23 protein-coding genes are annotated in these 21,785 nt (G+C 73.1%); 8 read left to right on the top strand and 15 right to left on the bottom strand.

Features of this window, described 5'->3' with window-relative positions; translation table 11 throughout:
- Nucleotides 1-113: 113 nt before the first annotated feature.
- From EBN88_RS10075 to EBN88_RS10065, 3 genes are all read right to left on the bottom strand, one after another.
- Nucleotides 114-452 (bottom strand): helix-turn-helix domain-containing protein, encoded by a 339-nt coding sequence (locus tag EBN88_RS10075; RefSeq protein WP_122183471.1) that lies wholly within the window; start codon nt 450-452, stop codon nt 114-116.
- On the bottom strand, nt 449-835 hold the full coding sequence (locus tag EBN88_RS10070; RefSeq protein WP_122183470.1) for a type II toxin-antitoxin system RelE/ParE family toxin: 387 nt from the start codon (nt 833-835) through the stop codon (nt 449-451). The genes EBN88_RS10075 and EBN88_RS10070 overlap by 4 nt, the downstream gene beginning before the upstream one ends.
- Nucleotides 836-911: 76 nt before the next feature.
- Nucleotides 912-1,382: a MerR family transcriptional regulator gene (locus tag EBN88_RS10065; RefSeq protein ID WP_122183469.1), complete on the bottom strand. Its 471-nt coding sequence runs from the start codon at nt 1,380-1,382 to the stop codon at nt 912-914.
- Nucleotides 1,383-1,610: 228 nt separating this feature from the next.
- Between EBN88_RS10065 and EBN88_RS10060 the strand changes: the two genes are divergently transcribed.
- On the top strand, nt 1,611-1,817 hold the full coding sequence (locus tag EBN88_RS10060) for a hypothetical protein (protein WP_122183468.1): 207 nt from the start codon (nt 1,611-1,613) through the stop codon (nt 1,815-1,817).
- A gap of 6 nt (nt 1,818-1,823) precedes the next feature.
- Here EBN88_RS10060 and mnhG read toward each other — a convergent pair whose 3' ends face one another.
- From mnhG to EBN88_RS10030, 6 genes are read right to left on the bottom strand one after another with little or no spacing between them, the layout of a single operon-like run.
- Nucleotides 1,824-2,234: a monovalent cation/H(+) antiporter subunit G gene (gene mnhG, locus EBN88_RS10055; protein WP_122183467.1), complete on the bottom strand. Its 411-nt coding sequence runs from the start codon at nt 2,232-2,234 to the stop codon at nt 1,824-1,826.
- A gap of 37 nt (nt 2,235-2,271) precedes the next feature.
- A complete protein-coding gene (locus tag EBN88_RS10050) occupies nt 2,272-2,538 on the bottom strand; it encodes a monovalent cation/H+ antiporter complex subunit F (RefSeq protein ID WP_122183466.1) in 267 nt (88 codons plus the stop codon).
- The gene (locus EBN88_RS10045) at nt 2,535-3,116 is read right to left on the bottom strand and encodes a Na+/H+ antiporter subunit E (RefSeq protein WP_122183465.1); all 582 of its coding nucleotides are present in this window, start codon (nt 3,114-3,116) and stop codon (nt 2,535-2,537) included. Before EBN88_RS10045 ends, EBN88_RS10050 begins: the two co-directional genes overlap by 4 nt.
- A complete protein-coding gene (locus tag EBN88_RS10040; protein WP_122183464.1) occupies nt 3,113-4,612 on the bottom strand; it encodes a Na+/H+ antiporter subunit D in 1,500 nt (499 codons plus the stop codon). Before EBN88_RS10040 ends, EBN88_RS10045 begins: the two co-directional genes overlap by 4 nt.
- Complete coding sequence (locus tag EBN88_RS10035; RefSeq protein ID WP_122183463.1) at nt 4,609-5,040, bottom strand: Na(+)/H(+) antiporter subunit C; 432 nt, start codon at nt 5,038-5,040, stop codon at nt 4,609-4,611. Before EBN88_RS10035 ends, EBN88_RS10040 begins: the two co-directional genes overlap by 4 nt.
- Nucleotides 5,037-7,898 carry a Na+/H+ antiporter subunit A gene (locus tag EBN88_RS10030; RefSeq protein WP_122183462.1) on the bottom strand — a complete coding sequence of 954 codons (2,862 nt, stop codon included), beginning with the start codon at nt 7,896-7,898 and terminating at the stop codon, nt 5,037-5,039. The genes EBN88_RS10035 and EBN88_RS10030 overlap by 4 nt, the downstream gene beginning before the upstream one ends.
- A 276-nt stretch (nt 7,899-8,174) precedes the next feature.
- Here EBN88_RS10030 and EBN88_RS30460 point away from each other — a divergent pair, with 276 nt between their 5' ends.
- Entirely contained in the window at nt 8,175-8,429 is a 255-nt protein-coding gene (locus tag EBN88_RS30460) for a hypothetical protein (RefSeq protein ID WP_139674539.1), read from the top strand.
- Between the two features lie 55 nt (nt 8,430-8,484).
- Here EBN88_RS30460 and EBN88_RS10020 read toward each other — a convergent pair whose 3' ends face one another.
- Together EBN88_RS10020 and EBN88_RS10015 are read right to left on the bottom strand one after the other, a co-directional pair.
- On the bottom strand, nt 8,485-9,768 hold the full coding sequence (locus tag EBN88_RS10020) for an alginate lyase family protein (protein ID WP_122183461.1): 1,284 nt from the start codon (nt 9,766-9,768) through the stop codon (nt 8,485-8,487).
- Nucleotides 9,769-9,967: 199 nt separating this feature from the next.
- Complete coding sequence (locus EBN88_RS10015; RefSeq protein ID WP_122183460.1) at nt 9,968-10,939, bottom strand: aldo/keto reductase; 972 nt, start codon at nt 10,937-10,939, stop codon at nt 9,968-9,970.
- Nucleotides 10,940-11,129: 190 nt separating this feature from the next.
- Between EBN88_RS10015 and EBN88_RS10010 the strand changes: the two genes are divergently transcribed.
- Nucleotides 11,130-11,663, top strand: a complete 534-nt coding sequence (locus tag EBN88_RS10010) for a WXG100 family type VII secretion target (RefSeq protein ID WP_147472696.1) — start codon at nt 11,130-11,132, stop codon at nt 11,661-11,663.
- On the top strand, nt 11,642-12,019 hold the full coding sequence (locus EBN88_RS10005) for a hypothetical protein (protein ID WP_122183458.1): 378 nt from the start codon (nt 11,642-11,644) through the stop codon (nt 12,017-12,019). Before EBN88_RS10010 ends, EBN88_RS10005 begins: the two co-directional genes overlap by 22 nt.
- A gap of 92 nt (nt 12,020-12,111) precedes the next feature.
- Here EBN88_RS10005 and EBN88_RS10000 read toward each other — a convergent pair whose 3' ends face one another.
- The gene (locus EBN88_RS10000; RefSeq protein WP_122183457.1) at nt 12,112-12,897 is read right to left on the bottom strand and encodes an SGNH/GDSL hydrolase family protein; all 786 of its coding nucleotides are present in this window, start codon (nt 12,895-12,897) and stop codon (nt 12,112-12,114) included.
- Between the two features lie 283 nt (nt 12,898-13,180).
- Between EBN88_RS10000 and EBN88_RS09995 the strand changes: the two genes are divergently transcribed.
- Both EBN88_RS09995 and EBN88_RS09990 read left to right on the top strand, forming a co-directional pair.
- The gene (locus EBN88_RS09995) at nt 13,181-15,430 is read left to right on the top strand and encodes an MMPL family transporter (protein WP_122183456.1); all 2,250 of its coding nucleotides are present in this window, start codon (nt 13,181-13,183) and stop codon (nt 15,428-15,430) included.
- A gap of 42 nt (nt 15,431-15,472) precedes the next feature.
- Nucleotides 15,473-17,410 (top strand): ABC transporter ATP-binding protein, encoded by a 1,938-nt coding sequence (locus tag EBN88_RS09990; protein WP_122183455.1) that lies wholly within the window; start codon nt 15,473-15,475, stop codon nt 17,408-17,410.
- Here the strand turns inward: EBN88_RS09990 and EBN88_RS09985 are convergent.
- On the bottom strand, nt 17,388-17,978 hold the full coding sequence (locus EBN88_RS09985; RefSeq protein ID WP_122183454.1) for a dihydrofolate reductase family protein: 591 nt from the start codon (nt 17,976-17,978) through the stop codon (nt 17,388-17,390). The genes EBN88_RS09990 and EBN88_RS09985 overlap by 23 nt on opposite strands.
- Nucleotides 17,979-18,066: 88 nt before the next feature.
- Here EBN88_RS09985 and EBN88_RS09980 point away from each other — a divergent pair, with 88 nt between their 5' ends.
- Nucleotides 18,067-18,645 (top strand): TetR/AcrR family transcriptional regulator, encoded by a 579-nt coding sequence (locus EBN88_RS09980; RefSeq protein ID WP_122183453.1) that lies wholly within the window; start codon nt 18,067-18,069, stop codon nt 18,643-18,645.
- A 200-nt stretch (nt 18,646-18,845) separates the two neighbouring features.
- On the opposite strand, the gene EBN88_RS09975 is transcribed toward EBN88_RS09980, so the two are convergent.
- On the bottom strand, nt 18,846-20,087 hold the full coding sequence (locus tag EBN88_RS09975; protein WP_122183452.1) for an MFS transporter: 1,242 nt from the start codon (nt 20,085-20,087) through the stop codon (nt 18,846-18,848).
- Between the two features lie 82 nt (nt 20,088-20,169).
- The gene (locus EBN88_RS09970; RefSeq protein WP_122183451.1) at nt 20,170-20,769 is read right to left on the bottom strand and encodes a TetR/AcrR family transcriptional regulator; all 600 of its coding nucleotides are present in this window, start codon (nt 20,767-20,769) and stop codon (nt 20,170-20,172) included.
- Between the two features lie 83 nt (nt 20,770-20,852).
- Here EBN88_RS09970 and EBN88_RS09965 point away from each other — a divergent pair, with 83 nt between their 5' ends.
- Nucleotides 20,853-21,776, top strand: coding sequence for an ornithine cyclodeaminase family protein (locus tag EBN88_RS09965; RefSeq protein WP_122183450.1), 924 nt, complete (start codon nt 20,853-20,855; stop codon nt 21,774-21,776).
- The last annotated feature ends 9 nt before the right edge of the window (nt 21,777-21,785 follow it).

The following is a 21,785-nucleotide window of genomic DNA, read 5'->3' as shown; positions in this document are numbered from 1 at the left end:
CCCCGCCCGCTCGCGTCAGCCCGCCACCGCGCGGGTGCCCGGGGGGAGTTGCCCGCCGGCGCCCCGGGTGCCGGCGGGGCCCGCGCCGGCGGGGGCGGCGGCCAGGTGGCGGCTCATGCCACGGTGAACTCGGAGTCCCCGAAATCGGCGACGACACGCAGCCGACCGCCGAGGGCTTCCACGTAGGACCGGAGGGTGACCACCTCGGTGTGCGCGACATCGCCGTTCTCGATGGCCGACACTCTCGGCGCGGACACACCCATGGCATCGGCAACCGCCCTCTGGGTCAGGGCCTGTTCCTGCCGAATCTCCGCAAGCCGATAGGCGCGCACCTCCGCGAGAAGCCGCTCCATCGCCTCCTGCTTCTCCGTCGCGGAGCGCACGGGCAACCCGGCGGCTTCACGGTACTCGCGCGCCCTGCGCTTGGTCTCCTCCCAGCTGACCGTGCTCATTCGTACTCCCTGCTCTCCAGCTCGGTGATGTGCTCCCGGTAACGCTTCTCGGCGACCGGGATATTGCGCTGGTACCAGCGTCCCCAGTCACCAGCCTTGTCACCCGCCACCAGCAGCACCGCTCGGCGGACCGGGTCGAAGGCGAAGAGTACGCGGATCTCGCTGGCACCGGACGAGCCAGGCCGCAGCTCCTTCAGATGATGGGTCTCGGCTCCTGCGATCCGGTCCACCAGCGGCCGCCCCAGCGTCGGCCCCGCCTGCGACAGAAGATCGATCGCGTCCTCCAACTGTGCGGCGCTCTTCCAGTCCTCCCGTACCAGTTGTTCGAACCATGCCGCGACCTCGGCGACCAGCACCACTTCCCATTGAGCCACGACCACCATATTAACGCAAGCGTTAACCCCGGCGTGCCCCCGTTCCCGTGTGATCCGGCGGGCCGGACCGCCCCCGCCGGCTCGGTCAGCCCGCCACCGCGCGGGTGCCCGGGGGGAGTTGCCCGCCGGCGCCCCGGGCGCCGGCGGGGCCCGCGCCGGCGGGGGCGGCGGCCAGGTGGCGGTAGGTGGGGCAGGTCAGGAAGTCCTCGGCCTCGCACTCCAGCACGTGCGCCAGCAGCGCCTGGGTGGCCTCGATGGCCCGGCGGCGCCGTTCCAGTTCCGCGTGGTGCTCGGCGAGCACCGCGCGCCGCGCCGCTCCGTCCGGCGCGTGCAGCAGCTCGCGCAGCTGGTCCAGGCCGAGCCCGGCGGCGCGGCCCCGCACGATGATGGCGACGGTCGCGACCTGCGCCGGCCCGTAGCGCCGGCGGCCGGCGACGCGTTCCGCCGGGGTGAGCAGGCCCCGTTCCTCCCAGTGCCGCAGCACATGCGGCGCCAGCCCGAAGTGTTCCGCCAACTCGCCGATCCACCAGCGCTGTTCACGGTCCTCGCGCCCCATGGTCGCCCCTTCCCTCGTCCCGCCGGGAGCCTCCCATCCTCCCCCGCCGGCCGCCCGGGGGAGGGGCGGCGACTCCTCCCAACAGGCGATCATTGGTCACCTATGTCACGGTTTAAGGGACGTTGCCACCTGGGCGAGGCGAAGCGGTGGTCGCACCACCGACCGGCCCACAGGAGCAGGGGCACATCAGTCGAAGAACCCGAGGAACCGCCGAGAGGATGCTCCGCGATGCATGAGATGCGAGCCGAAGTGAACGCGCAGGGTCACCGGAACTGGCATGTCACCCCCAAGGCCAGTTTCGTCGCGCTGTGTGGCAAGCACATGGCGCGTCCGGACGGCGGCACCCGGCCCGAGCTGTGTGAGGGCGTGGTGCACGAGAGCCACTGCGGCGCGTGTGTCCAGGGCTTCGAGCAGTTTGTGACGGCCCGCCTCTGACGGCGTTCACGTCCCGCTGGTCGGCGGCGGCTCGCGGTCCTCGGGCCCCCGCTCGTCACCCTCCCGCCCGTTGGGCCCGCGCTCGTCGATCAGCCGCGCCGCCAGCTCGTCGAGGACGACCTGGCGGCGTTCCACGGCGTCCGTCCGGTACGCGATCCGGGCCACGATATGCCCGGTCACCGGCGCGGTGAGCAGGGAGAACGCGCCCACCAGCAGCAGCGCGGGCGCCTTGCCCAGCGGGGTTTGGAACACCGCGCCGAGCACCACCAGCAGCAGGCCCAACGTCTGCGCCTTGGACGCGGCGTGCAGCCGCGAGACGGTGTCCGGGAACCGCACCAGCCCGATGCCGCTGACCAGGCAGAACGCCGCGCCGGTCAGCAGCAGCACGCCGGAGATCACATCGCCGAGCAGCCCCACGGCCGGCCACCCCCTCCCGGAACGCCCGCCGCCCCGTTCACCGCATGTCCTCGCGGCGCTCGATCAGCCGGGACGAGGCGATCGACCCGACGAAGCCCAGCAGCGCGAGGACCACCAGCACATAGCCGGTGGTGGTGTCGGAGCGGGCCAACGTGCCCAGCACCGCGCCGACCACGATCAGGGTGACCAGCGCGTCCAGCGCCACCACCCGGTCCAGCGCCCCGGGCCCCGCCGCCAGCCGCCCCACCACCAGCAGCGCGGCGAGGCTGACCAGCGCCAGCGCGATGTTGGCCACGGCGATCACGCGCCACCACCTTCCGTTCCGGTCGTTCCGGTCGTTCCCGTTCCTGCGGTGCCGGCGGCCGGCGGGCGTTCCGCGAAGACCCGGCCCAGGCGGCGTTCGACGCCGGCGACCTCGCCCCGGCGGCGCTCCACGTCGGCCGGGCTGCGCAGCGGCAGCGCGTGGATGTAGAGCAGCCGCCGCTCGCGGTCCATCTCCAGCACCAGCGAGCCCGGCACCATCAGGCTCAGCAGCGCCGTCGAGGCCATCAGAAGCTCGCTGTCCGTGCGCAGCGGGACCTCCACGATGCCGGTGGAGACCCTGGGCCCGCGCGCCAGCGCCTCCCAGGCCACGATCAACGAGGTGGTCACCAGCTCCGTCAACAGGTTGCCGATCAGGCCCAGCAGCCGTAGCGGGCGGCGCAGCCGGGGCCGGCGCACGGACGGCAGGCCGAAGAGGGCCACCACCCCGACCGTCACCAGCAGCCCGCCGACCAGCGGCACGGGACGCACCCCGCCCCACAGCAGCAGCCACAGCACCCACAGCCACAGCACCGTGGGCGCCCGGCGGCGCACCACGTCGAGCAGGACTTCCCGCGTCACCCGGCCTCATCTCCCAGCACCGCCTCGCGGTAGCCGTCACGTTCCAGCAGGTCGTGCGCGGCGCGCTCGCTGATCCGGCCCAACTCCCCGGCCCCTACCGCGATTCCGAGCCCGGTCAGCACGATGCCGGCGGCCGCGCCCAGGATCAGGACGTTGCCCGGGTAGCGGCCCGGCGGCGGGCGTTCGGGCCCGGCGGAGAACACCGCGCGCCACAGCCTGGCCATCGCGTACAGCGTGAGCAGGCTGGTCACCAGCGCGGCTCCGACCAGCACGGGGATCGCACCGCCGTGTTCGCCGCCGGCCTGGAGCAGCACGAACTTGGCGACGAAGCCCGAGGTCGGCGGGATGCCGGCCAGGCTGAGCGCCGGCACCAGGAACAGCCCGGCGACCACCGGCGGCGGCGGCGCGGCCCGCGCCAGCCGGGTCAGCGAGGCGGTGCCCGCCAGCCGCACCACGATCCCCGCGACCAGGAACAGCCCGGCCTGGACCGCGATGTGGTGCACGGTGTAGAGCACCGTCCCGGTCAGCCCTGGCACGTCGAAGAGCGCCAGGCCGAAGAGCATGAAGCCGATGTGGCTGACCAGCACGAACGACAGCAGACGGTTGATGTCGTCCTGCGCGACCGCGCCCAGCACCCCGACCAGCAGTGTCACGATGGCGGCGACCGCCAGCAGCGTCCACGTCCCGTCGCGCGGGAAGAGCAGCGTCTGGGTGCGGACCATCGCGTAGACGCCGACCTTGGTCAGCAGCGCGGCGAAGACGGCGGTGATCGGCGCCGGCGCCGTCGGATAGCTGTCGGGCAGCCAGAAGTGCAGCGGAACGGCCGCCGCCTTGATGCCGAAGACCACCAGCAGCAGCACGCTCAGCGCGGCCACCATCCCGCCGGGCACCGCGTCCATCCGGCGGCTGAGGTCGGCGAGGTTGACGGTGCCGACGGCGGCGTAGCACAGCGCGATGGAGGTGAGGAAGAGCAGCGAGGAGGCGAGGCTGGTGATGGTGTAGGTCATCCCGGCGCGGATGCGGTCGGCGCCGGCGCCCAGGGTGATCAGCACATAGGACGAGGTCAGCATCATCTCGAAGGCGACGAACAGGTTGAACAGGTCGCCCGCGAGATAGGCCAGGCAGATCCCGCCGGTCAGCAGCAGATACGCCGGGTGGAACGCGTGGGGCGAGGAGCGGCCCGAGTCGGCGAAGCCCTGCCCGATGGAGAAGACCAGCACGGCCAGCGCCACCGCGACCGAGACCATCAGCAGCAGCGCGGACAGCCGGTCGGCCAGCAGCGTGATGCCCAGCGGCGCCGGCCAGCCGCCGAGCGTCGCGGCCCGGGGCCCGTCCCGTTCCGCCATCGCCAGCAGCGCCACCGAGTCGGCCAGCACCAGCGTCAACACGCCGACGCCCAGCAGCTGTTGGGCGACGCGGCTGCCGGAGAGGGTGAACGAGACGCCGGCCGCCAGCACGGGCAGCAGCATGGGCGCGACCAGCAGCCAGGCGGTCACCGGCCCGACCCCCCGCCCGGTTCGTGGTCCCGGTCGGTCGGCAGCGGCGGGCCGCTCTCCTCCCGGTCCTGGACGGTGCCGATCCGCCGGTCCTCGACGTCGTCCCGCACCTCGTCGTGCCCGTCGAGCTGCCAGGCGCGGTGCACCAGGGCCAGCAGCAGCGTGGTGATGCCGAAGGTGATCACGATCGCGGTCAGCGCCATGGCCTGCGGCAGCGGGTCCGCGTACCGCTCACCCGCGCCCGCGCCCGGCAGCACCGGCGGCACGCCGGGCGGGCCGCCGGTCAGGAGCAGCAGCAGGTTGGCGGCGTGGCCCAGCACGATCACGCCGAGCAGAATGCGCATCAGCGAACGGTCAAGCAGCAGATAGAAGCCGGCGGCGAAGAGTCCGCCGACGACCAGGGCCATCACCAGGTCCAGGGTGGTCATCGCGGCACCCTCCGAGGCCGGTCGTGGTAGGGCACCAGGGTGTCGCCGGCGTCCCTGGCCTGCGCGAGGGCGAACAGCAGCTTGAGGCAGACGCCCAGCACCAGCAGGTAGACGCCCAGGTCGAAGAAGATGTTGGTGGCGATCTTGACGTCCCCCAGCAGTGGCAGGCCCAGCGTGAACGTCGCGCTGTAGAGCGGCGGTTGGCCGAACAGCAGCGGCCCGAGCGCGACCAGCGCGGCCAGCGCCAGGCCACCGCCGGACACCGCGCGCGGCGTGATCGGCAGCGGGAACGCGGCCTCGGCCCGCCGCCCCACCAGATACCGCAGGGTGAACGCCTGCCCGGCGACCAGCCCGCCGGCGAAGCCGCCGCCCGGCCGGTAGTGGCCGGCGAAGAGGAGATAGACGGAGAGCACCAGCACGGCGGGGAACAGCGCCCTGACCACCACCTCAAGCAGCAACGAGCGGTCCCTGCGCGGCAGTTCGTCGGCCTCCGGCAGCCAGGGCTCGCGCGGCACGTCCCAGTGGATGCCCCGGAACGCGCGGGCGGCCCGGCTGCCGGCCGAGGGCCCGGTCGGCCACTGGCGGCGCGAGGAGCGGTAGCCGAGCAGCGCGCCGGCGCCGATCGCGGTCACCAGCAGCACGCTGATCTCGCCCAGGGTGTCCAGCGCGCGGAAGTCGACCAGCAGGGCGTTGACCGCGTTGTTGGCGCCGGTCTCGGGGGCCCGTTCGATGATGGTGTCGGAGAGTTCGAGGGACTGCCGGACCGCCGTCGCCGAGACCGCGAAGTACGCGACGCAGCCGCCGGCGGCCAGCGCCACGGCGGCCCGCAGCACGCGGCTCCTGGGGCTGGGCCGCTCCGGGGTGAAGTTCGACGGCAGCCGCCGCAGCACCAGCACCACGACCACCACGGTGAGGGTCTCCACCAGGAACTGCGTCAGCGCCAGGTCCGGCGCGCCCTGCACCAGGAACAGCGCGGCCACCCCGTAGCCGACCGCGCCCACCAGCAGCACCGCCGTCAGCCGGTGCCGGGCCACGACCAGGCCGCCCAGGGCGGTCAACACCACGACGGACAGCGGGATCTGTGCCACCGAGTGCCAGCCGACGACCTCCGGCCAGTCGGGCGGGTGGGAGAGCAGGGTGCCGCCGGGGACCAGGATGACGGTCAGCAGCAGCACCGTCAGATAGAACGGCAGCGAGCCGACCTGGGTGTGCCGGGTCAGCCAGGTCGCGGCGTGGTCGACGCCGTGCACGGTCCGGTCGTAGCCGCGCTGGCTGTCCGGCAGCCGGGGCAGCCGGCTGCCGACGCGCGCCACCGGGCGCCTGGCCCAGTGCACCGCCAGGCCCAGCACGATCATGCTGGCGGAGACGAGCAGCGGCGCGGTGATGCCGTGCCAGAGCGTGACGGCGTAGCCGTGACCCGGCTCGGCCAGCAGCCCCCGGGTCGCGGCGTAGGGCTCGACCAGCCGGGCGGTGCCCTCGTACCACAGGCCCAACACGGGGGCGGCGGCGGCCAGCAGGCAGATCGGCCAGACCAGCCCCGGCGCCGCGGGCTTCGGCTCGGCGTCGGGGACGCCCGGCTTGCGGGCGAACGCGCCCCACAGGAACCGCGCCGAGTAGGCCACCGTCAGCAGCGAGCCGAGCGCGAGCCCGGCCACCGCCCAGCCGCCGCCGGCGAACGGGGCGTGCCACAGCCCGTCGTAGGCGGCCTCCTTGCCGAGGTAACCGATCAGCGGCGGCAGCCCCGCCATCGAGGCGGCGGAGACGGTGGCGGCGACCGTCAGCAGCGGCAGCCGACGGCCAAGGCCGGACAGCCGCCTCAGATCCCTGGTGCCGGTGGTCCTCTCCACCACGCCGACGGTCAGGAACAGCGAGGACTTGAACGCCGCGTGCGCCAGCAGCATCTCCTCGCCCGCCAGCGCGGAGGTGCGGGTGCCGGCGCCCAACAGGGCGATCAACATGCCGAGTTCGCTGACCGTGCCGTAGGCGATCAGCAGCTTGAGGTCGTTCTGCCGCAGCGCGCTCCAGGCGGCGACCACCATCGTGGTCAGCCCGAACGCCAGCACGGCGGGGCGCCAGGGCCCGACGCCCTCGAGGGCCGGCGTCAGCCGACCGACCAGATAGACGCCGGCCTTGACCATGGCCGCCGCGTGCAGATACGCCGAGACCGGCGTTGGCGCGACCATCGCGGCCGGCAGCCAGGCGGAGAACGGGACCTGCGCCGACTTCGCGAACGCCCCGACCAGGATCAGCGTCGCCGCCAGCCAGGTCAGCCCGCCGCTGGGCGGTTCCGCGAGGAGTTCGGAGATCCGGTAGGTGTCGGCCTCGATGCCCAGCAGGATGAAGCCGAAGAGCATCGCGAGCCCGCCGGCTGCCGTGGTGAGCAGCGCCTGCTCGGCGGCCCTGCGGTGGTCGGCGCCCTCGCCCCGGCCGGCGATCAGCAGGAAGGAGATGACGGAGGTCAGCTCCCAGAAGATGTAGAGGGCGATCAGCTGGTCGGCGGTGACAAGACCGAACATCACGCCGGCGAAGAGCAGCAGCAGCGCCGCCTCCCGGCCGTGTCCCGGCAGGTAGCGGGCGCAGTACAGCAGCACCAGGGCGCCGACGCCGCTGACCACGTAGACCATCAGCAGGGAGAGCGGGTCGAGACGCAGCTCCACGGTCAGGTTGAGGGCGGGCGCCCAGGAGAGCGTCTCGTTCAGCGTGCCGCCGTCGAGGACGGCGCCGGTGTGCCAGGCCGCCCAGCCGACCGCCGCCAGCGGCACCAGCGCGGCGACGTACCAGACGCCGCGCGGCGCCCGGGCCGCGAGCCACGGGAGGAACGCGGCGACGGCCGCGTGCAGGGCGAAGAGTGCCAGCACCGTTCGCCCTCCTTCGTTCTCCCGCGCGGAACGCCGTTCCCCGACCGCCGGATGAGCCCGTCTGATGAGGCTTATGGGCGGAACGGCACGGTTTCGATCATCGCGGGCCGGACCCGTTCAACCGCGCACAGCGCGCTCCGGTCGCGTGTCGCGGTTTGGCGGCGGGGCGCGCCGGGCACCCGGAGGGCTCGCAGGTGCCGGCCGCGCGCCACCCTCGGTGGCCGTGGCCATCCGCCGTTGTTGTCCGTTGTTGTCGCCGCCGAGGGAGGGCGCACGATGAGCACGCCCAAGCCGGGGCCCGAGCCGGACCCGTTGCCGCCGCCGGGGCCCGAGCCCGATCCGATCCCGCCCAGGCCGACGCCGCCGCCCGACCCGAAGCCGGGGCCCGGCGGGCCGCGCCCGGGTCCGCAGCCAGGACCGGTCCCGGTGCCCCCGCCCGACCCGGAGCCGCCGGCACCCCCCGGGCCCGACCGCCCCAAGCCGCACCCCGACCCACAGCCGGCACCCCCGCCCCCGCCCCCGCCGATGTGAGCCGCGGCGGGGGGCCACCGGGGGTGGGGACGGGGAACGGGGGTGAAGGCGCGGGTCAGTTGGGCTGGTTGGCGTGGGTGAGGGTGCCCCAGGCGACGAAGAGCCAGTTGCTGCCCTGCGGGCGGGTCGACTCGGTGTACGCCTGGGTGTTGGTCATGGCGTGGCCGAGCCGGTTGCCCATCGCGTTGAAGCCGACCTCGGTCACCGGGCCGAGGCCGCGCGTGATGTCGCCGCCGCACAGCCAGCTCGGCGGCGCCTCGCGCTCGTAGCGGGTCTGGAGCCCGAGGCCGTGCCGCAGCCGCTCGCCGACGTGGCCGGTGTAGAGGTCCTCGCCCTGGATGCGGCTGGTCTCGGCGACGTGGGCGATGGAGGCCAGGCCGTAGCCGGTGTGGGTGAAGTCCCGGCAGGTCTCCTGGGTGACGCCGTTGACGAAGGTGCTCTGCCCGTGCCAGTAGTTGATGATCTCCTGCGGGGTGTCCAGGCCGCTGCCGGGCACGGTGCGCGGCAGCTCGCCGTCCGACTCCAGGTAGACGAACGCCGGCACCCGGTTGAGGAAGCGGTTCATCGCCTGGTCGTAGACGCCCGCGTCGTCGAGGAAGACGGCGATGCCGACGGCCGCCTCCATCATGGTCAGCTCCCAGTTGCCGTTGCTGTTCGAGCCGCCGATGATCTCCGGCAGATAGACGTTCCGCAGCATGTTGGCGAAGGCGCCGGCGCCCGGCCAGTCGCCGTAGGTGTGCTTGATCAGCTCGGCGGCCCTGGCCCAGGAGGCGCCGGCCCAGCCGGTCTGGAGCGGGGCGTTGCTGTTGGTGTGGTCGGTGATCACGGCCGACCAGGCGTCCATCAGCTGGATGGCCTTCTCGGCGTACCGCGCGTCCTGGGTGAGGTACCAGGCCAGCGCGTTGGTGTACGCGGCGATGGCGTCCTCGCGCTCGTCGGTGCAGCCGTGGTTGGGGTTGGAGTAGGACCCGCACTCGACGACCGCGCGGGGAGTGGGCTGGCGGTTCTGGTCGGCGAACGGCGAGGCCATCATCTGGTCGAAGGCGGCGGCCCAGGGCTGTTCACCCGCCTGAACACGGGCCCGGACAAAGTCCAGTTGGGGCTCGCTGACCAGCACCCCGGGGTGGGTGAAGCTGGCCGGGGCCAGCGGCCGGACCTCGTCGGAGGCGGCGCTCCTGCCGCGCTCGGACCCGGGCTCGGCGGCGGTGGTGGTGCCGGCCGGGAGCAGGCCGAACAGCACCGCGCCCACCAGGGCGAGGAGCCCGATGACCTTGGGAAACGAGCCCCGGCGGGCGCGGGGGGTGCGTGGGGGTCTGTTGGACGCGGGTTCGTCGGACATGTGGGGGCCTCCCTGAGGAGTGGCAACGGACCGGACGCGCGAGTTCGGCGGCACCTGAGGTGTTCTTGCCGCCCCGGTGGTTCATAACTGTGAACTCAAGGCGGTCACTTGAACATTGGGTCGGTGCGCCGAACGTAGGTCTGGACCATTGGGGTGTCAACCCACCCTTCCCGGTTCCGGAACTCCCCGCCCCCCGCGCCTACTTGAACCCGGCCACCGCGTGCGGCGTGTACGGCTCCTCCAGCCGCGCGATCTCCTCCTCCGTGAGCGTCAGCTCCGTCGCCGCGACGGCGTCCTCGATGTGGCGGGCGGCGGTGGCGCCGACGATCGGCGCGGTGACGGTCGGGTTGGCCAGCAGCCAGGCCAACGCGACGCGCGCGGGCGGCACTTCGCGCCGCTCACCGATCTCCAGCACCCGCTCCACGATCAGCCGGTCGTCCGGCTGGTAGAGCGTCGCCCCGAACTCGTCCGTCGCCGACCGGGCGGTGGCCTCGTCCCAGGGGCGGGTCAGGCGGCCGCGCGCGAGTGGGGACCACGGGATGACGCCCACGCCCTGGTCGGCGCAGAGCGGCAGCATCTCGCGTTCCTCCTCGCGGTAGATGAGGTTGTAGTGGTTCTGCATGGACACGAACCGCGTCCAGCCGTTCCGCTCCGCGACCTGCTGCGCCTTGGCGAACTGCCAGGCCCACATGGAGGAAGCACCGATATAACGGGCCTTGCCGGCCTTCACCACGTCGTGGAGGGCCTCCATGGTCTCCTCGATCGGGGTGTCGGGGTCGAAGCGGTGGATCTGGTACAGGTCGACGTGGTCGGTGCCCAGCCGGCGCAGGCTGTGGTCGATCTCGCTGAGGATCGCCTTCCGCGACAGGCCGGCGCCGTTGGGCCCGGGGCGCGTCCGGCCGAAGACCTTGGTCGCGATGACCACCTCGTCCCGGCGGGCGAAGTCCGCCAGCGCGCGGCCGGTGATCTCCTCGCTGGTGCCGTCGGAGTAGACGTTGGCCGTGTCGAAGAACGTGATCCCGGCCTCGATGGCCTGCCGGATCAGCGGCCGGCTGGTCTCCTCGTCCAACGACCAGGGATGCGCGCCGCGTTCGGGCACCCCGAAGCTCATGCAGCCCAGACAGACCACCGACACCTCAAGCCCGGTCGCCCCGAGTCGCGTGTACCGCATGTCCCTACCTCCGTCGCTCGTGCCGCCCCCCTCGAACCCGCCGATGGTATGCGGGGATGGTGAACCACACACCGGGCACCACCGAGCGGCGATCCGCCCCCTGTCGCGCCTCGCGGTGACGCGTTGCCATCCGGCGCATCCTGTCGGAAGCGTTCGGGGTCGGTTCTGGGGAGCACGACCTTGGGGGATCGTGGCGCGTCCGTCTGACTGGTCGCCGGTGGACATGGATCGGGACCCGACTCCCGGCGATCCGGACGAGGTCCGTGAACTCGCCGACCAGTTACAGGAGTTCGCCGACGATGTCGGCGAGGCCTTGGGAACGATCCGTGGCATGGCAGGCGAGCGGGCCATGCTGGACTGGGCGGGTCTGTCGGCGGACGCCTTCCGCCGCGAGTTCGACGACGTGCCAGGCAACCTGACCAAGCTCGAGGACTCGTACTCCCTCTGCGCCCAGGCTCTCCACGCCTACTGGCCGAGGTTGCAGACCGCGCAGGGCATGGCCGACCGCGCGCTGGATCGCGCGATCAACGCGCAGGCCGATCTGGCCTCCGCCCAGTCCGCTCTCGGGGGCGCCACCGACTGGCTCGGCCGCGCGGCTGACAGAGAGGGTGTCGGTGAATCGGTCCGTAGAGAGTACAGGCCGTGGGACAGCATCACATTCTACGAGAATGGGCAGCAGGTGTCCGTCCCGGAACCCACTTCATGGCCAAGACCCCGGAGTTGAACATGCGCGAACTCGTCGGATGGCAGCGGAAGTTCCAGGTGTGGCAGTACTCGGTCAGCCATTCTGTACTGCTGCTGAGGAGCACGCCCACGCAGGAACACCCTACGCGCATTGACGTTGCCTTCTCCGACGTGACCGTGATGAGAGTACGAGACTCCTTCGCCTCGTTGCTGCTCTCTGAAACGACGCCGGAGCAGGCCGCCGCCTACGCTTCGCCGGACGACATCAGGCGTCGGAACCTCTATCTCATCAATGACGGAGAAGGATATGTGGCGGCCGGCAACTGTGCTTGGCACGAGGACGAGGGGAACCACAGAACGCCGTCCCGTTTCGGTCCGCTTCGCGGCACGGCCTGATCAAGCAGCAGACGAATGGCCCCTGGGCCGGCGGCCATTTCAGCCGCCGGCCCAGGGGAACCCACTCGACGGGTGTCAGGCCGTCGCCCCGTTCAGGCCGCCGCTCCCGGCAGGCCGTCGAGGACGCCGGTCAGGGCCGGGAACCAGGTGTCGGCCATCTTGCGGATGCCGGAGTCGTTGGGGTGGACGCCGTCCGAGGTGTCGGTGGCGGTGTCGAAGCCGGTCCACAGGTCGACCACGGTCAGCGGCGACTCGGGGGTGGTCAGGCCCGCCGCCCAGCCGGGGATGGCGGCGTTCAGTTCGACGACGCGGTTCCCGCAGTCGCCGCAGCCGTTCGGGTTCATGGGCAGGATCTGCGCGACCAGCACCTGGACGTCCGGGTTGTGGGCGCGCATCTGGCCGATCATGGTGGTGTAGGCGTCCAGGATGGTCGCCGTCGGCAGGCCGCTCCAGACGTCGTTGGTGCCGAGGGTCATCATCACCACGTCGGGGTTGGCGTTGGCCATCCAGCCGGGCAGCAGGTTGTCGCGGACGATGCCGGTGGCCAGGATGCCGCCGTGGCCCTCGTGTTCGCCGTCGTAGGGGAAGCCGCAGCCGTCGGGGGCGCGGGAGCCGACGAAGTCGACATCGGTGTAGCCGGCGGCCCGCATGTCCTGCCAGAGCAGGGCGCGCCAGCAGCCGGGTGAGCCGGTGATGGAGTCGCCGAGCGCCATGATCCGGGTCGGCTCGGCGGCCGTTGCGACCGCTTCGGCCGGTTCGGCCCGCGCCTCGGCGGCGCGGGCCGGGCTGGCGACCAGGGTCAGCAACAGGGCGCCGACCAGGGCGACAAGGGCGGCTGCGGCCACGGCGGGCCGGGGGAGGCGGACGTGTCTGTCCATGGGGGGCTGCTCCAGGGTAGGGCTGAGGAACCGCCGGCGCGCGGTGCGTCGTCCCGTGACGCCGCGCTCAGCCCCCTCCGGTGGCCTTCGTTCATTGTCCCGCCGGGCCCGCGCCGCCTCAACGGGGCGAAACGGGCAGGTCGTTGACTCTCGTTGACGCGCCGCGCCCTCAGCCGGTGAACGTGATCCCGGTCTCATTCGGGCGCGGGCGGTCGTTCGGTGTCACAACCCGACCCGGTTGTCGCGTCGTGAGGGAAACGACCACGGCGGAGCGGGAGCTGGGATGTTGGGACGACTGGGCGCGACGCTGCTGAGGCGGCGGCGGGCCGTACTGCTGGTGGCGGTGGTGCTGGCGCTCGCGGGGGCGGGCACGGGCGGGGTGCTGTTCGACCGGTTGAAGGGCGGCGGGTTCGACGACCCGGGCGCCGAGTCGAGCCTGGCGGCCGAGGCGTTGGAGGAACGCTTCGGGCGCGACGACCTCAACCTGGTGCTGCTGGTGCGCGCCGAGCGCGGCGTGGACGACCCGGCGGTGGCCGAGGCGGGCACGGCGCTCGGCCGGCGGCTGGCCGCCGAGAACGGCGTGACCGAAGTGCTCTCCTACTGGGAGACCGGCAACGCCCCCGGCCTGCGCGCCGAGGACGGCCGCGCCGCGCTGGTGCTGGCGGCGATCGAGGGCGACGAGACGGAGGCCGGGGAGCGGCTGGCCGAGCTGGAGCCCACCTACGAGGGCGCGTCCGGGGACGGCACGCTGGAGGTCGAGTTCGGCGGCTCGGCGGTGATCAACCAGGAGTTGAGCGAACTCAGCGAACGCGACGCGGTGCGCGGCGAGTTGCTGGCGTTCCCGCTGCTGCTGGTGGTGCTGGTCGCGGTCTTCGGCAGCCTGCTGGCGGCCGCGCTGCCGCTGGTGGTCGGCCTGGTGACGATCCTGCTGACGCTGGGCCTGCTGTGGGTCCTGGCCGGGGTGACGGACCTGTCGGTGCTGGCGGTGAACGTGGTCACCGTGCTGGGCCTCGGACTGGCCGTGGACTACAGCCTGTTGATGGTCAACCGGTACCGCGAGGAGCTGGCCCACGGCCGGGAGCCGGCCGAGGCGATCCGGCTGATGATGCTCTCGGCCGGGCGGACGGTGATCTTCTCGGCGGTGACGGTCGCGGTCACGCTGGCCAGCCTGGCGTGGTTCCCCGCGCTGGCGCTGCGGTCGATGGCCTACGCCGGGATCGCCGTCTCGCTGCTGGCGGCGGCGGTGACGCTGACCGTGCTGCCGGTGCTGCTGGCCGTGCTGGGCCGCCGCGCCAACGCCGGCCGGCTGCTGCGCGACCGCGCCAACACCCCGGTGGAACACGGCTTCTGGCACCGGCTGGCCTCCGTGGTGATGCGCAGGGCGGTGCCGGTGGCCACCCTGGGCACGCTGCTGTTGCTGGTCCTCGGGGCCCCGTTCCTGAACATCCGGCTGGGCAGCGCCGACGAGCGGGCGCTGCCGGAGTCCTCGGCGGGGCGGCAGGTCGCCGAGGAGCTGCGGGCGAACTTCGACGCGGGCGAGTCCGACGCGGTCTCGGTGGTGCTCCCCGCGCTGCCGCCGGACGGCAACGGCGACCAACTCGACGCCTACGCCTCCTCGTTGTCCGCGCTGGACGACGTGGCGCGGGTGGACGCGCCGACCGGCAGCTACGCCGGGGGCGCGCTCGTGGCCCCGCCGGGCCCCGCGCACGAGGGGCTGGTCGCGGGCGACGGCGGCGGAACGGCGTTGACGGTGGTGCCCGAGCCGGTGGGCAACCGCGCGCTGGAGGACCTGGTGGACGCGACCCGCGCGGTGGACGCGCCCGGCGAGGCGCTGGTGGGCGGCCGGGTGGCGGTGGCCGTTGACTCCAACGCCAGCATCCTGGACCGGCTGCCGGTCGCCGGGCTGACGCTGCTGGCGGCGATGGTGGTGCTGCTGTTCCTGCTGACCGGCAGCGTGCTGCTGCCGTTCGTGGCGATGCTGCTGAGCGGGCTGGGGCTGACGGCCGCGTTCGGGGTGCTGGTGTGGGGCTTCCAGGACGGCCATCTCTCCGGCCTGTTGGGCTTCACGGTCACCGGCGAGGTGGTGTCCACCGTTCCCGTGCTGCTCTTCGCCTGCGCGTTCGGCCTGGGCATGGACTACCAGGTCTTCCTCCTCTCCCGCATCCGCGAGGAGTACGAGGCGGCCGGCGATCCGACCACGGCGGTCGCGGTCGGGCTGGAACGGGTCGGCCGGATCGTGACGGCGGCGGCCGTGGCGCTCTCGGTGGTGTTCCTGGCGTTCCTGATCTCGGAGATCACCTTTGTGCAGGCGCTGGGCGTGGGCCTGCCGCTCGCCGTGCTGGTGGACGCGACGCTGATCAGGGGCGCGCTGCTGCCGGCCGCGATGAAGCTGGGCGGCCGGGCGATGTGGTGGTCGCCGGCCCCGCTGCGCCGGGCGCACGACCGGTTCGGGCTGCGGGAGTCGGCCGCGCCCGAGTCAACCGGCGGCCCGGCGGAGCAACTTCCCGGGGACCCCGTGCGTTCTGCTCCTTAGGAACGAAGATCCGAAGGACGGGCCCGGCCCGAGGGGGACGCGATGGCGGAGCAGCGAGCGGCGGAGGCCGGGGCGGCCGAGGAGCCGGCGGACGAGCCGGCGAAGGAGTCGGCGGAGAGCGGGCCGCCGGCGTGGCGGGTGCTGTTGGGCTATGTGCGGCCCTACCGCTGGACGCTGCTCCTGGGCGCGCTGCTCTCGCTGCTCACCGGCGCGGCGGGGCTGGCGTTGCCGCTGGTGGCCCGTTCCCTGATCGAGGAACTCGACGGGGACGGCGGCATCGCCGGCCAGCTGCTGTGGCTCACCCTCCTGGTCCTGGCCAACGCCGGGCTCGGCGCGCTGGGCTACTACATCCTGCAACGCACCGCGGAGTCGGTGGTGTTGACCGCCCGGCGCTCGTTGACCTCCTATCTGCTGCGGCTGCGGATCTCGGCGGTGGACGCCAGCGAGCCGGGCGACCTGCTCTCGCGGGCCACCTCGGACACCACGCTGCTGCGGGCGATGACCACCCAGTCGCTGATCGGCCTCGGGACGGGCGGGCTGACGCTGGTGGCCACGCTGCTGATGATGGGCCTGGTGGACGTGGTGCTGCTGGGGGTCACGCTGGGCGTGGTCGCGGCGGCCGGCGTGGTGATCGGCGTCATCGCGCCGATGATCCAGCGGGCGAGCAAGCGGGCTCAGGAGTCCGTCGGTGAGATGGGCGCCAGCCTGGAGCGGGTGCTGGGCGCGCTGCGCACGGTGAAGGCGGCGGGCGCCGAGGAGCGCGAGGAGCGCACGGTGCACGAGGCGGCCGAGCGTTCCTGGCGGGCCAGCGTCACCTCGGCGAAGTGGTCCGCGGTCGCGGGGAACACCATGTACCTCGCGATCCAGGGCGTGTTCCTCACGGTGTTGGCGGTGGGCGGGGCGCGGGTGGCGACCGGCTCGATCGAGATCGGGACGCTGGTGGCGTTCCTGCTCTATGTCTTCTATCTGATCTCGCCGCTCCAGGAGGTGGTGAGCGCGATCACCCAGTACCAGGTGGGGTCGGCGGCGATCAGCCGCATCCGCGAGGTGTGGGCGCTGCCGGTGGAGCCGACGGCCGACGGCCACCGGCCGGCCCTGGCCGCCGGGGGCGGGGAGCCGGCGGCGGTCGCGTTCGAGGACGTGCGCTTCCGTTACGCGCCGGACGCGCCCCTGGTCCACCACGGCGTGGACTTCCGCGTGCCGGCGCGCGGGATGACGGCGTTCGTGGGCCCCTCGGGCGCCGGCAAGACGACGGTCTTCTCGTTGATCGAGCGGTTCTACGACGCCACCGAGGGCCGGGTGCTGGTCGACGGCCGCGACGTGCGGGAGTGGGACCTCGCCCAACTCCGCGCGTCCATCGGCTATGTGGAGCAGGACGCGCCCGTGCTCTCCGGGACGCTCCGCGACAACCTGCTCTTCGGCGCGCCCGACACCGCCGAGGACGCGCTGGCCGAGACGCTGCGCACGGCGCGCCTCGACACGCTGGTGGCGCGGCTTCCTGAGGGGCTGGACACGCTGGTGGGCCACCGTGGCACCAAGCTGTCCGGCGGGGAACGTCAACGGGTCGCGATCGCGCGGGCGTTGCTGCGCCGGCCCCGGCTGCTGCTGCTCGACGAGGCGACCTCGCAGCTGGACGCGGTCAACGAGGCGGCGCTGAGGGACACCGTGGCCGAGGTGGCGCGCCGCACCACGGTGCTGGTGGTGGCGCACCGGCTCTCGACGGTGACCTCGGCGGACCGGATCGTGGTGATGGACGCCGGCCGGGTGCGGGCGGTCGGCACCCACCGGGAGCTGGTGGCGACCAACCCGCTGTACGCGGAGCTGGCCGCCACGCAGTTCCTCGCGGAGGGCGGCGATCCGGCGAACGGGCCGTCGGCGGACGAGGTGTCGCCGGACGGACCGTCGCCGGACGGACCGTCGCCGGAGGGGCCGTCGGCCAACGGCCGGGCCGTGGATGTCACCGCCGGGCCAGCCAGCTGACGACCACCCCGTTGTCGAAGATCTTCCGGTCGGTGACGGCGAAGACCGTCGGGTCGAACTCCCCGTCGAACGCGGAGACTCCGGCGCCGGCGACCACCGGATAGCTCTTGATGATCAACTCGTCGATCTCCGGCAGCAGCTGCCCGGCGAGTTTCCCGCCGCCGCAGAGCCAGATGTCCCTGTCCGTGTCCTCGCGCTTGAGGGCGCGGACCAGGCCCAGCGGGTCCTCGCGGACCAGGGTGATGTCGGCGTCCGGGTTCTCCGGCAGGGTGCTGGAGACGACGTACTGCCGCAGGTGGGTGTAGGGGTTCAACCAGCCCTGGGACAGGCCGGGTTCGTAGGTGCCCAGGCCCATCAGCACGGTGTCGAACCGCTGGTTGGGGGTGTCGGCCAGCCCGAAGTGCCCACGGAGAGGGGTCGGGAGGGTGTCGGGCAGCGCCTCGGTCATCCAGGTCTGGTAGGCGACGGTCTGCTTCTCGTCGCCGAAGGGGTAGAAGTCGTACTCCCCGTTGGGGCCGGCGATCCGGCCGTCGAGGGAGACGCCGACGTAGTAGACAAGCTTGCGCATGAGGCTCCTTGCGAAGTGCTGAAGTACCGCAGTTGAAGTACTGTGGTTGCAGTGGTTTCAATGTAGTACTACATCTGGAGTGGTGTCAATGGTGCGCAGAAACGACGAACGACGGGCGGCGCTGCTCGACGCCGCGATCGAGGTGCTGGCGGAGCGGGGCGCGCGGGGGCTGACGTTCCGCGCGGTGGACGCCGAGGCCGGCGTTCCCAACGGCACGACGTCCAACTACTTCGCCAACCGCGACCAGTTGCTCATCCAGGCCGGCACCCGGGTCTACGAGCGGCTCGACCCGGGCGGGGAGGGTGCGGCGGAGGAGCCGTCGGGCCCGCAGGACACCGAGCGCTTCGTCGAGCTGATGGTCGACCTGGTGGCCAAGGTCAGCGGCTTCCGCAGCGGCTATCTCGCCCTGCTGGAGCTGCGGTTGGAGGCCATCCGCAGGCCGGAGCTGCGCCGGCTGCTGACGGAGCGGGTGCGCGCCGACATCGCGCACAACGTCGCCCACCAGGCGGCCTCGGGACTCCCCGGCGACGCCATCTCCGTCAAGCTGCTGATCTGCGCCTACAACTGGCTGATCCTCGAACAGCTCACGCTGCCCGAGGTGTTCGACGAGGCGGAACGCGCCGAACTGATCCGCGCGGCGGTGCCCCGTCTGGTGGGCGGGGCCTGACCGGCGCAGGGTGCGGAGCCGGAGTGGCTGTGTGTGGGGGGACTCCTTCTCCTGGTGCCCGCCTGAAGTTGAACGGTTCGTTCAACGGCTGGGGTGTTGGGCCGGGGCGGTCGGCTGGGCCGTCAGGCGTCGAACGCCCCGGCCTTCGCTTGCCGCTGGGCCGCGTTCAGCCTGCCGCACCCACCGCGGCGGCCGGGGCGTCAACGGGGCCCGGCCGGGCCCGGGTTGGCGAGGCAGGGGTCGGGCGTTGCGGTGGCGGGGACGTTCCGCGCCACCGGGGGCCGGTGGCGGTGCGCGGCGGCCGCCCGCCCGCGCTCGGGGAGGAGCGTCGCCAGGGCCAGCAGCGCGAGGCCCGCGCCCAGCCACAGCGTGGCGCGCAGCCCCCACGCGTCGATCACCAGCCCGCCGAGGAACGAGCCGACGATCACGCCCAGGGTGATGAACGAGGAGTGCGCGGTGTTCACCAACAGGCCCGCGTTGCCGGCCCGTTGCACGCGGACGATCATCGCCGGGTTCATGGTCACCCCGACCAGTCCGACGCCCAGCAGCAGCGCCACCGCCGGGACCTGGCGGTGCGCCAGCAGCGCGAAGCCGGCCAGGAACGCGGCGTTGGCCGCGACGCCGACGGCCTGCGTCGGCACCGCGTGCCGGTCGGCCAGCCGGCCGACGACCAGGTTGCCGACCACCGTCGCCGCCCCGTACGCGACCAGCAGCGGCGGCACCGCGCCCGAGGAGAACCCGGCCAGCTCGGTCATGATCGGGTTGACATAGCTGAACGCGGCGAACGTGGCGCCGATGATCAACGTGCTGGTGGCGAACGCCCACCACAGCCGCGCCCGCCGGAAGACGCCCAACTCCCCACGGAGGCCGTCGCGTTCGCCGTCCCGCTCCGGCGCAGGAGCCGCCGGCACGCCCAGGACGGTGGCCCCGGCGGCCAGCACCGTCAGCCCGGCGACGGCCCAGAACGCGGCCCGCCAGCCGAACCGTTCGCCGATCAGCGTCGCCATCGGCAGCCCCAGCAGGGTGCCGAGCATCAGCCCGTTCATCACCCGGGCGCTGGCCCGGCCCCTGACCTCGGGGGCGGTCAGCCGGGCGGCGAGCGAGAGCGCCACCCCGAAGAACGCCTGCGCCGCGACGCCGGTGACCACCCGGGCCGCCAGCATCACGCCGTAGGAACCGGCGGTCGCGGCCAGCGCGTTGCCCGCGAGGAACACCGCGAGGAGCGTCAACAGGGCGGTGCGCGACGGCAGTCGGAGCAAGGCCAGGCTCAACAGCGGGCCGCCGACGGCCATCGCCACCGCGAAGGCGGTGATCAGATAGCCGATCGCGGAGACCGAGACGCCGAGGCCCTCGGCCATCTGCGGCATCATCCCGGCGACCAGGAACTCGCTGCTGACCATGGCGAAGATGCCGAACGCCAGCACATGGACGGCTCTGGGCATGGGGGGTCTCCCTTTCCGGAGAAGTTATGAACTGTCGATTACAAAACTTGGGCGCGACGCGTCCCGGGCGGGCCCGGGGTCCTCAGGGGGTGAACGTGTCCAGCGCGGCCTCGGCGATGGCGGTCAACTCGGCGCGCCCTGCGCCGCGTTGGCCGGCGACCCGGATGCCGGCGAGGACCGTGTTGAGGTAGTCGGCCAGGGTTTCCGCCGGGCGCCGGGCGCTGACGGTGCCCTCCCGTTGACCGGCCTCGATCACCGCCCGCAGGGTGGCGGTCCGTTCGGCCAGGTCGCGGGCGAGCAGCGCCGCCGCCTCGGGGTCGCGGGCGGCCAGCTCCACCGTGGTGTTCACGGTCAGGCAGCCGATGCCGCGCCCCTCCTCGTCCCGGTTCGCGAGGTCCTGCTCGATCACCAGCGCCACCAGCCGCCGCAGCCGCTCCAGCGGCGGCAGCTCGACGTCGGCCAGCAACTCCCGCTGGGGGCCGTTCATCAGCTCCATATAGCGGGTCAACGCCCGGGTGAACAGCGCGTGTTTGCTGCCGAAGGCGTTGTAGACGCTGCTGCGGCCGAGGCCGGTGGCCGCGCACAGGTCGTCGGTCGAGGTCGCGTCGTACCCGCGCGCCCAGAAGACCCGCATCGCGGCCTCCAGGGCCCGCCCCTCGTCAAACAGCCGTGGCCTCGCCATGCCCGCACGCTAGCAGTTTTGGAACGGCCGGATCAATACCGGCCCTCGGAGCGGCACCGGCCCTCGGATGGGAGGCTGGGGGCATGGAGCTGAGCGAGTTGACGCTGGTGGACGGGCCGGAGCTGCGGCGGCGGGTGCCGATGGCGCGGGCCGTCGCCGCGCTGGCCGATGCGCTGCGCGCGGGGCTCGACCCGGAGCGCGACGTGCCCCGGGCGGCCGTCGAAGTCCCGGCGGGGCAACTGCTGTTGATGCCGTCCGCCGGCACCCGCCACGTCGGCGTGAAGGTCGCCGGGGTCGCGCCAGGCAACCCGGCGCTCGGCCTGCCCCGGATCGTCGCGTCCTACCTGCTGCTGGACGCCGCCACGTTGCGCCCGGTGGCGCTGCTCGACGGCTCGGCGCTGACCGCGCTCCGCACGCCGGCCGTCTCGGCCGTGGCCGTCGACCGGCTCGCCGTCCCCGAGGCCGGGCGGCTGGTGGTCTTCGGCACGGGGCCGCAGGCGTGGGGGCACATCGAGGCGCTGCGGGTGGTGCGCCCGGTGGAGTCGGTCGGGGTGGTGGGCCGGACTCCCGAACGGGCGGCGGAGTTGGTGCGGCGCTGCCGCGACGCGGGGCTGGCCGCCGAGGCCGTCACGGCGGGGGCGGTCGCGGACGCCGACCTGGTGGCCTGCTGCACGTCGGCGCGGGAGCCGCTGTTCGACGGGCGTGCCGTGTCGGCGCACGCGACCGTGGTGGCGATGGGCTCCCACGAGCCGACCGCCCGCGAGGTGGACACGGCGCTGGTGCGCCGGGCGACCGTGGTGGTCGAGGCCCGCGCTGCCGCGCTGCGGGAGGCGGGCGACCTGTGCGTCCCGCTGGCGGCGGGCGAGGTGACGGAGGCGGCCATCGCCGGCAACCTCGCCGAACTGGCGCGCGGCGAGGTCCCGTTGGACCCGTCCCGGCCTCGCCTCTTCAAGGGCGTCGGCATGTCCTGGCAGGACCTGACGGTGGCCACCGAGGCGGTGGCGTGAGGGGAGGGC

Source organism: Streptomyces triticirhizae (assembly GCF_003696235.1).
GTDB lineage: Bacteria > Actinomycetota > Actinomycetes > Streptomycetales > Streptomycetaceae > Streptomyces > Streptomyces triticirhizae.
The sequence above is the reverse complement of the archived record's forward strand: the minus strand, read 5'-3'. Positions and strand labels throughout refer to the sequence as shown.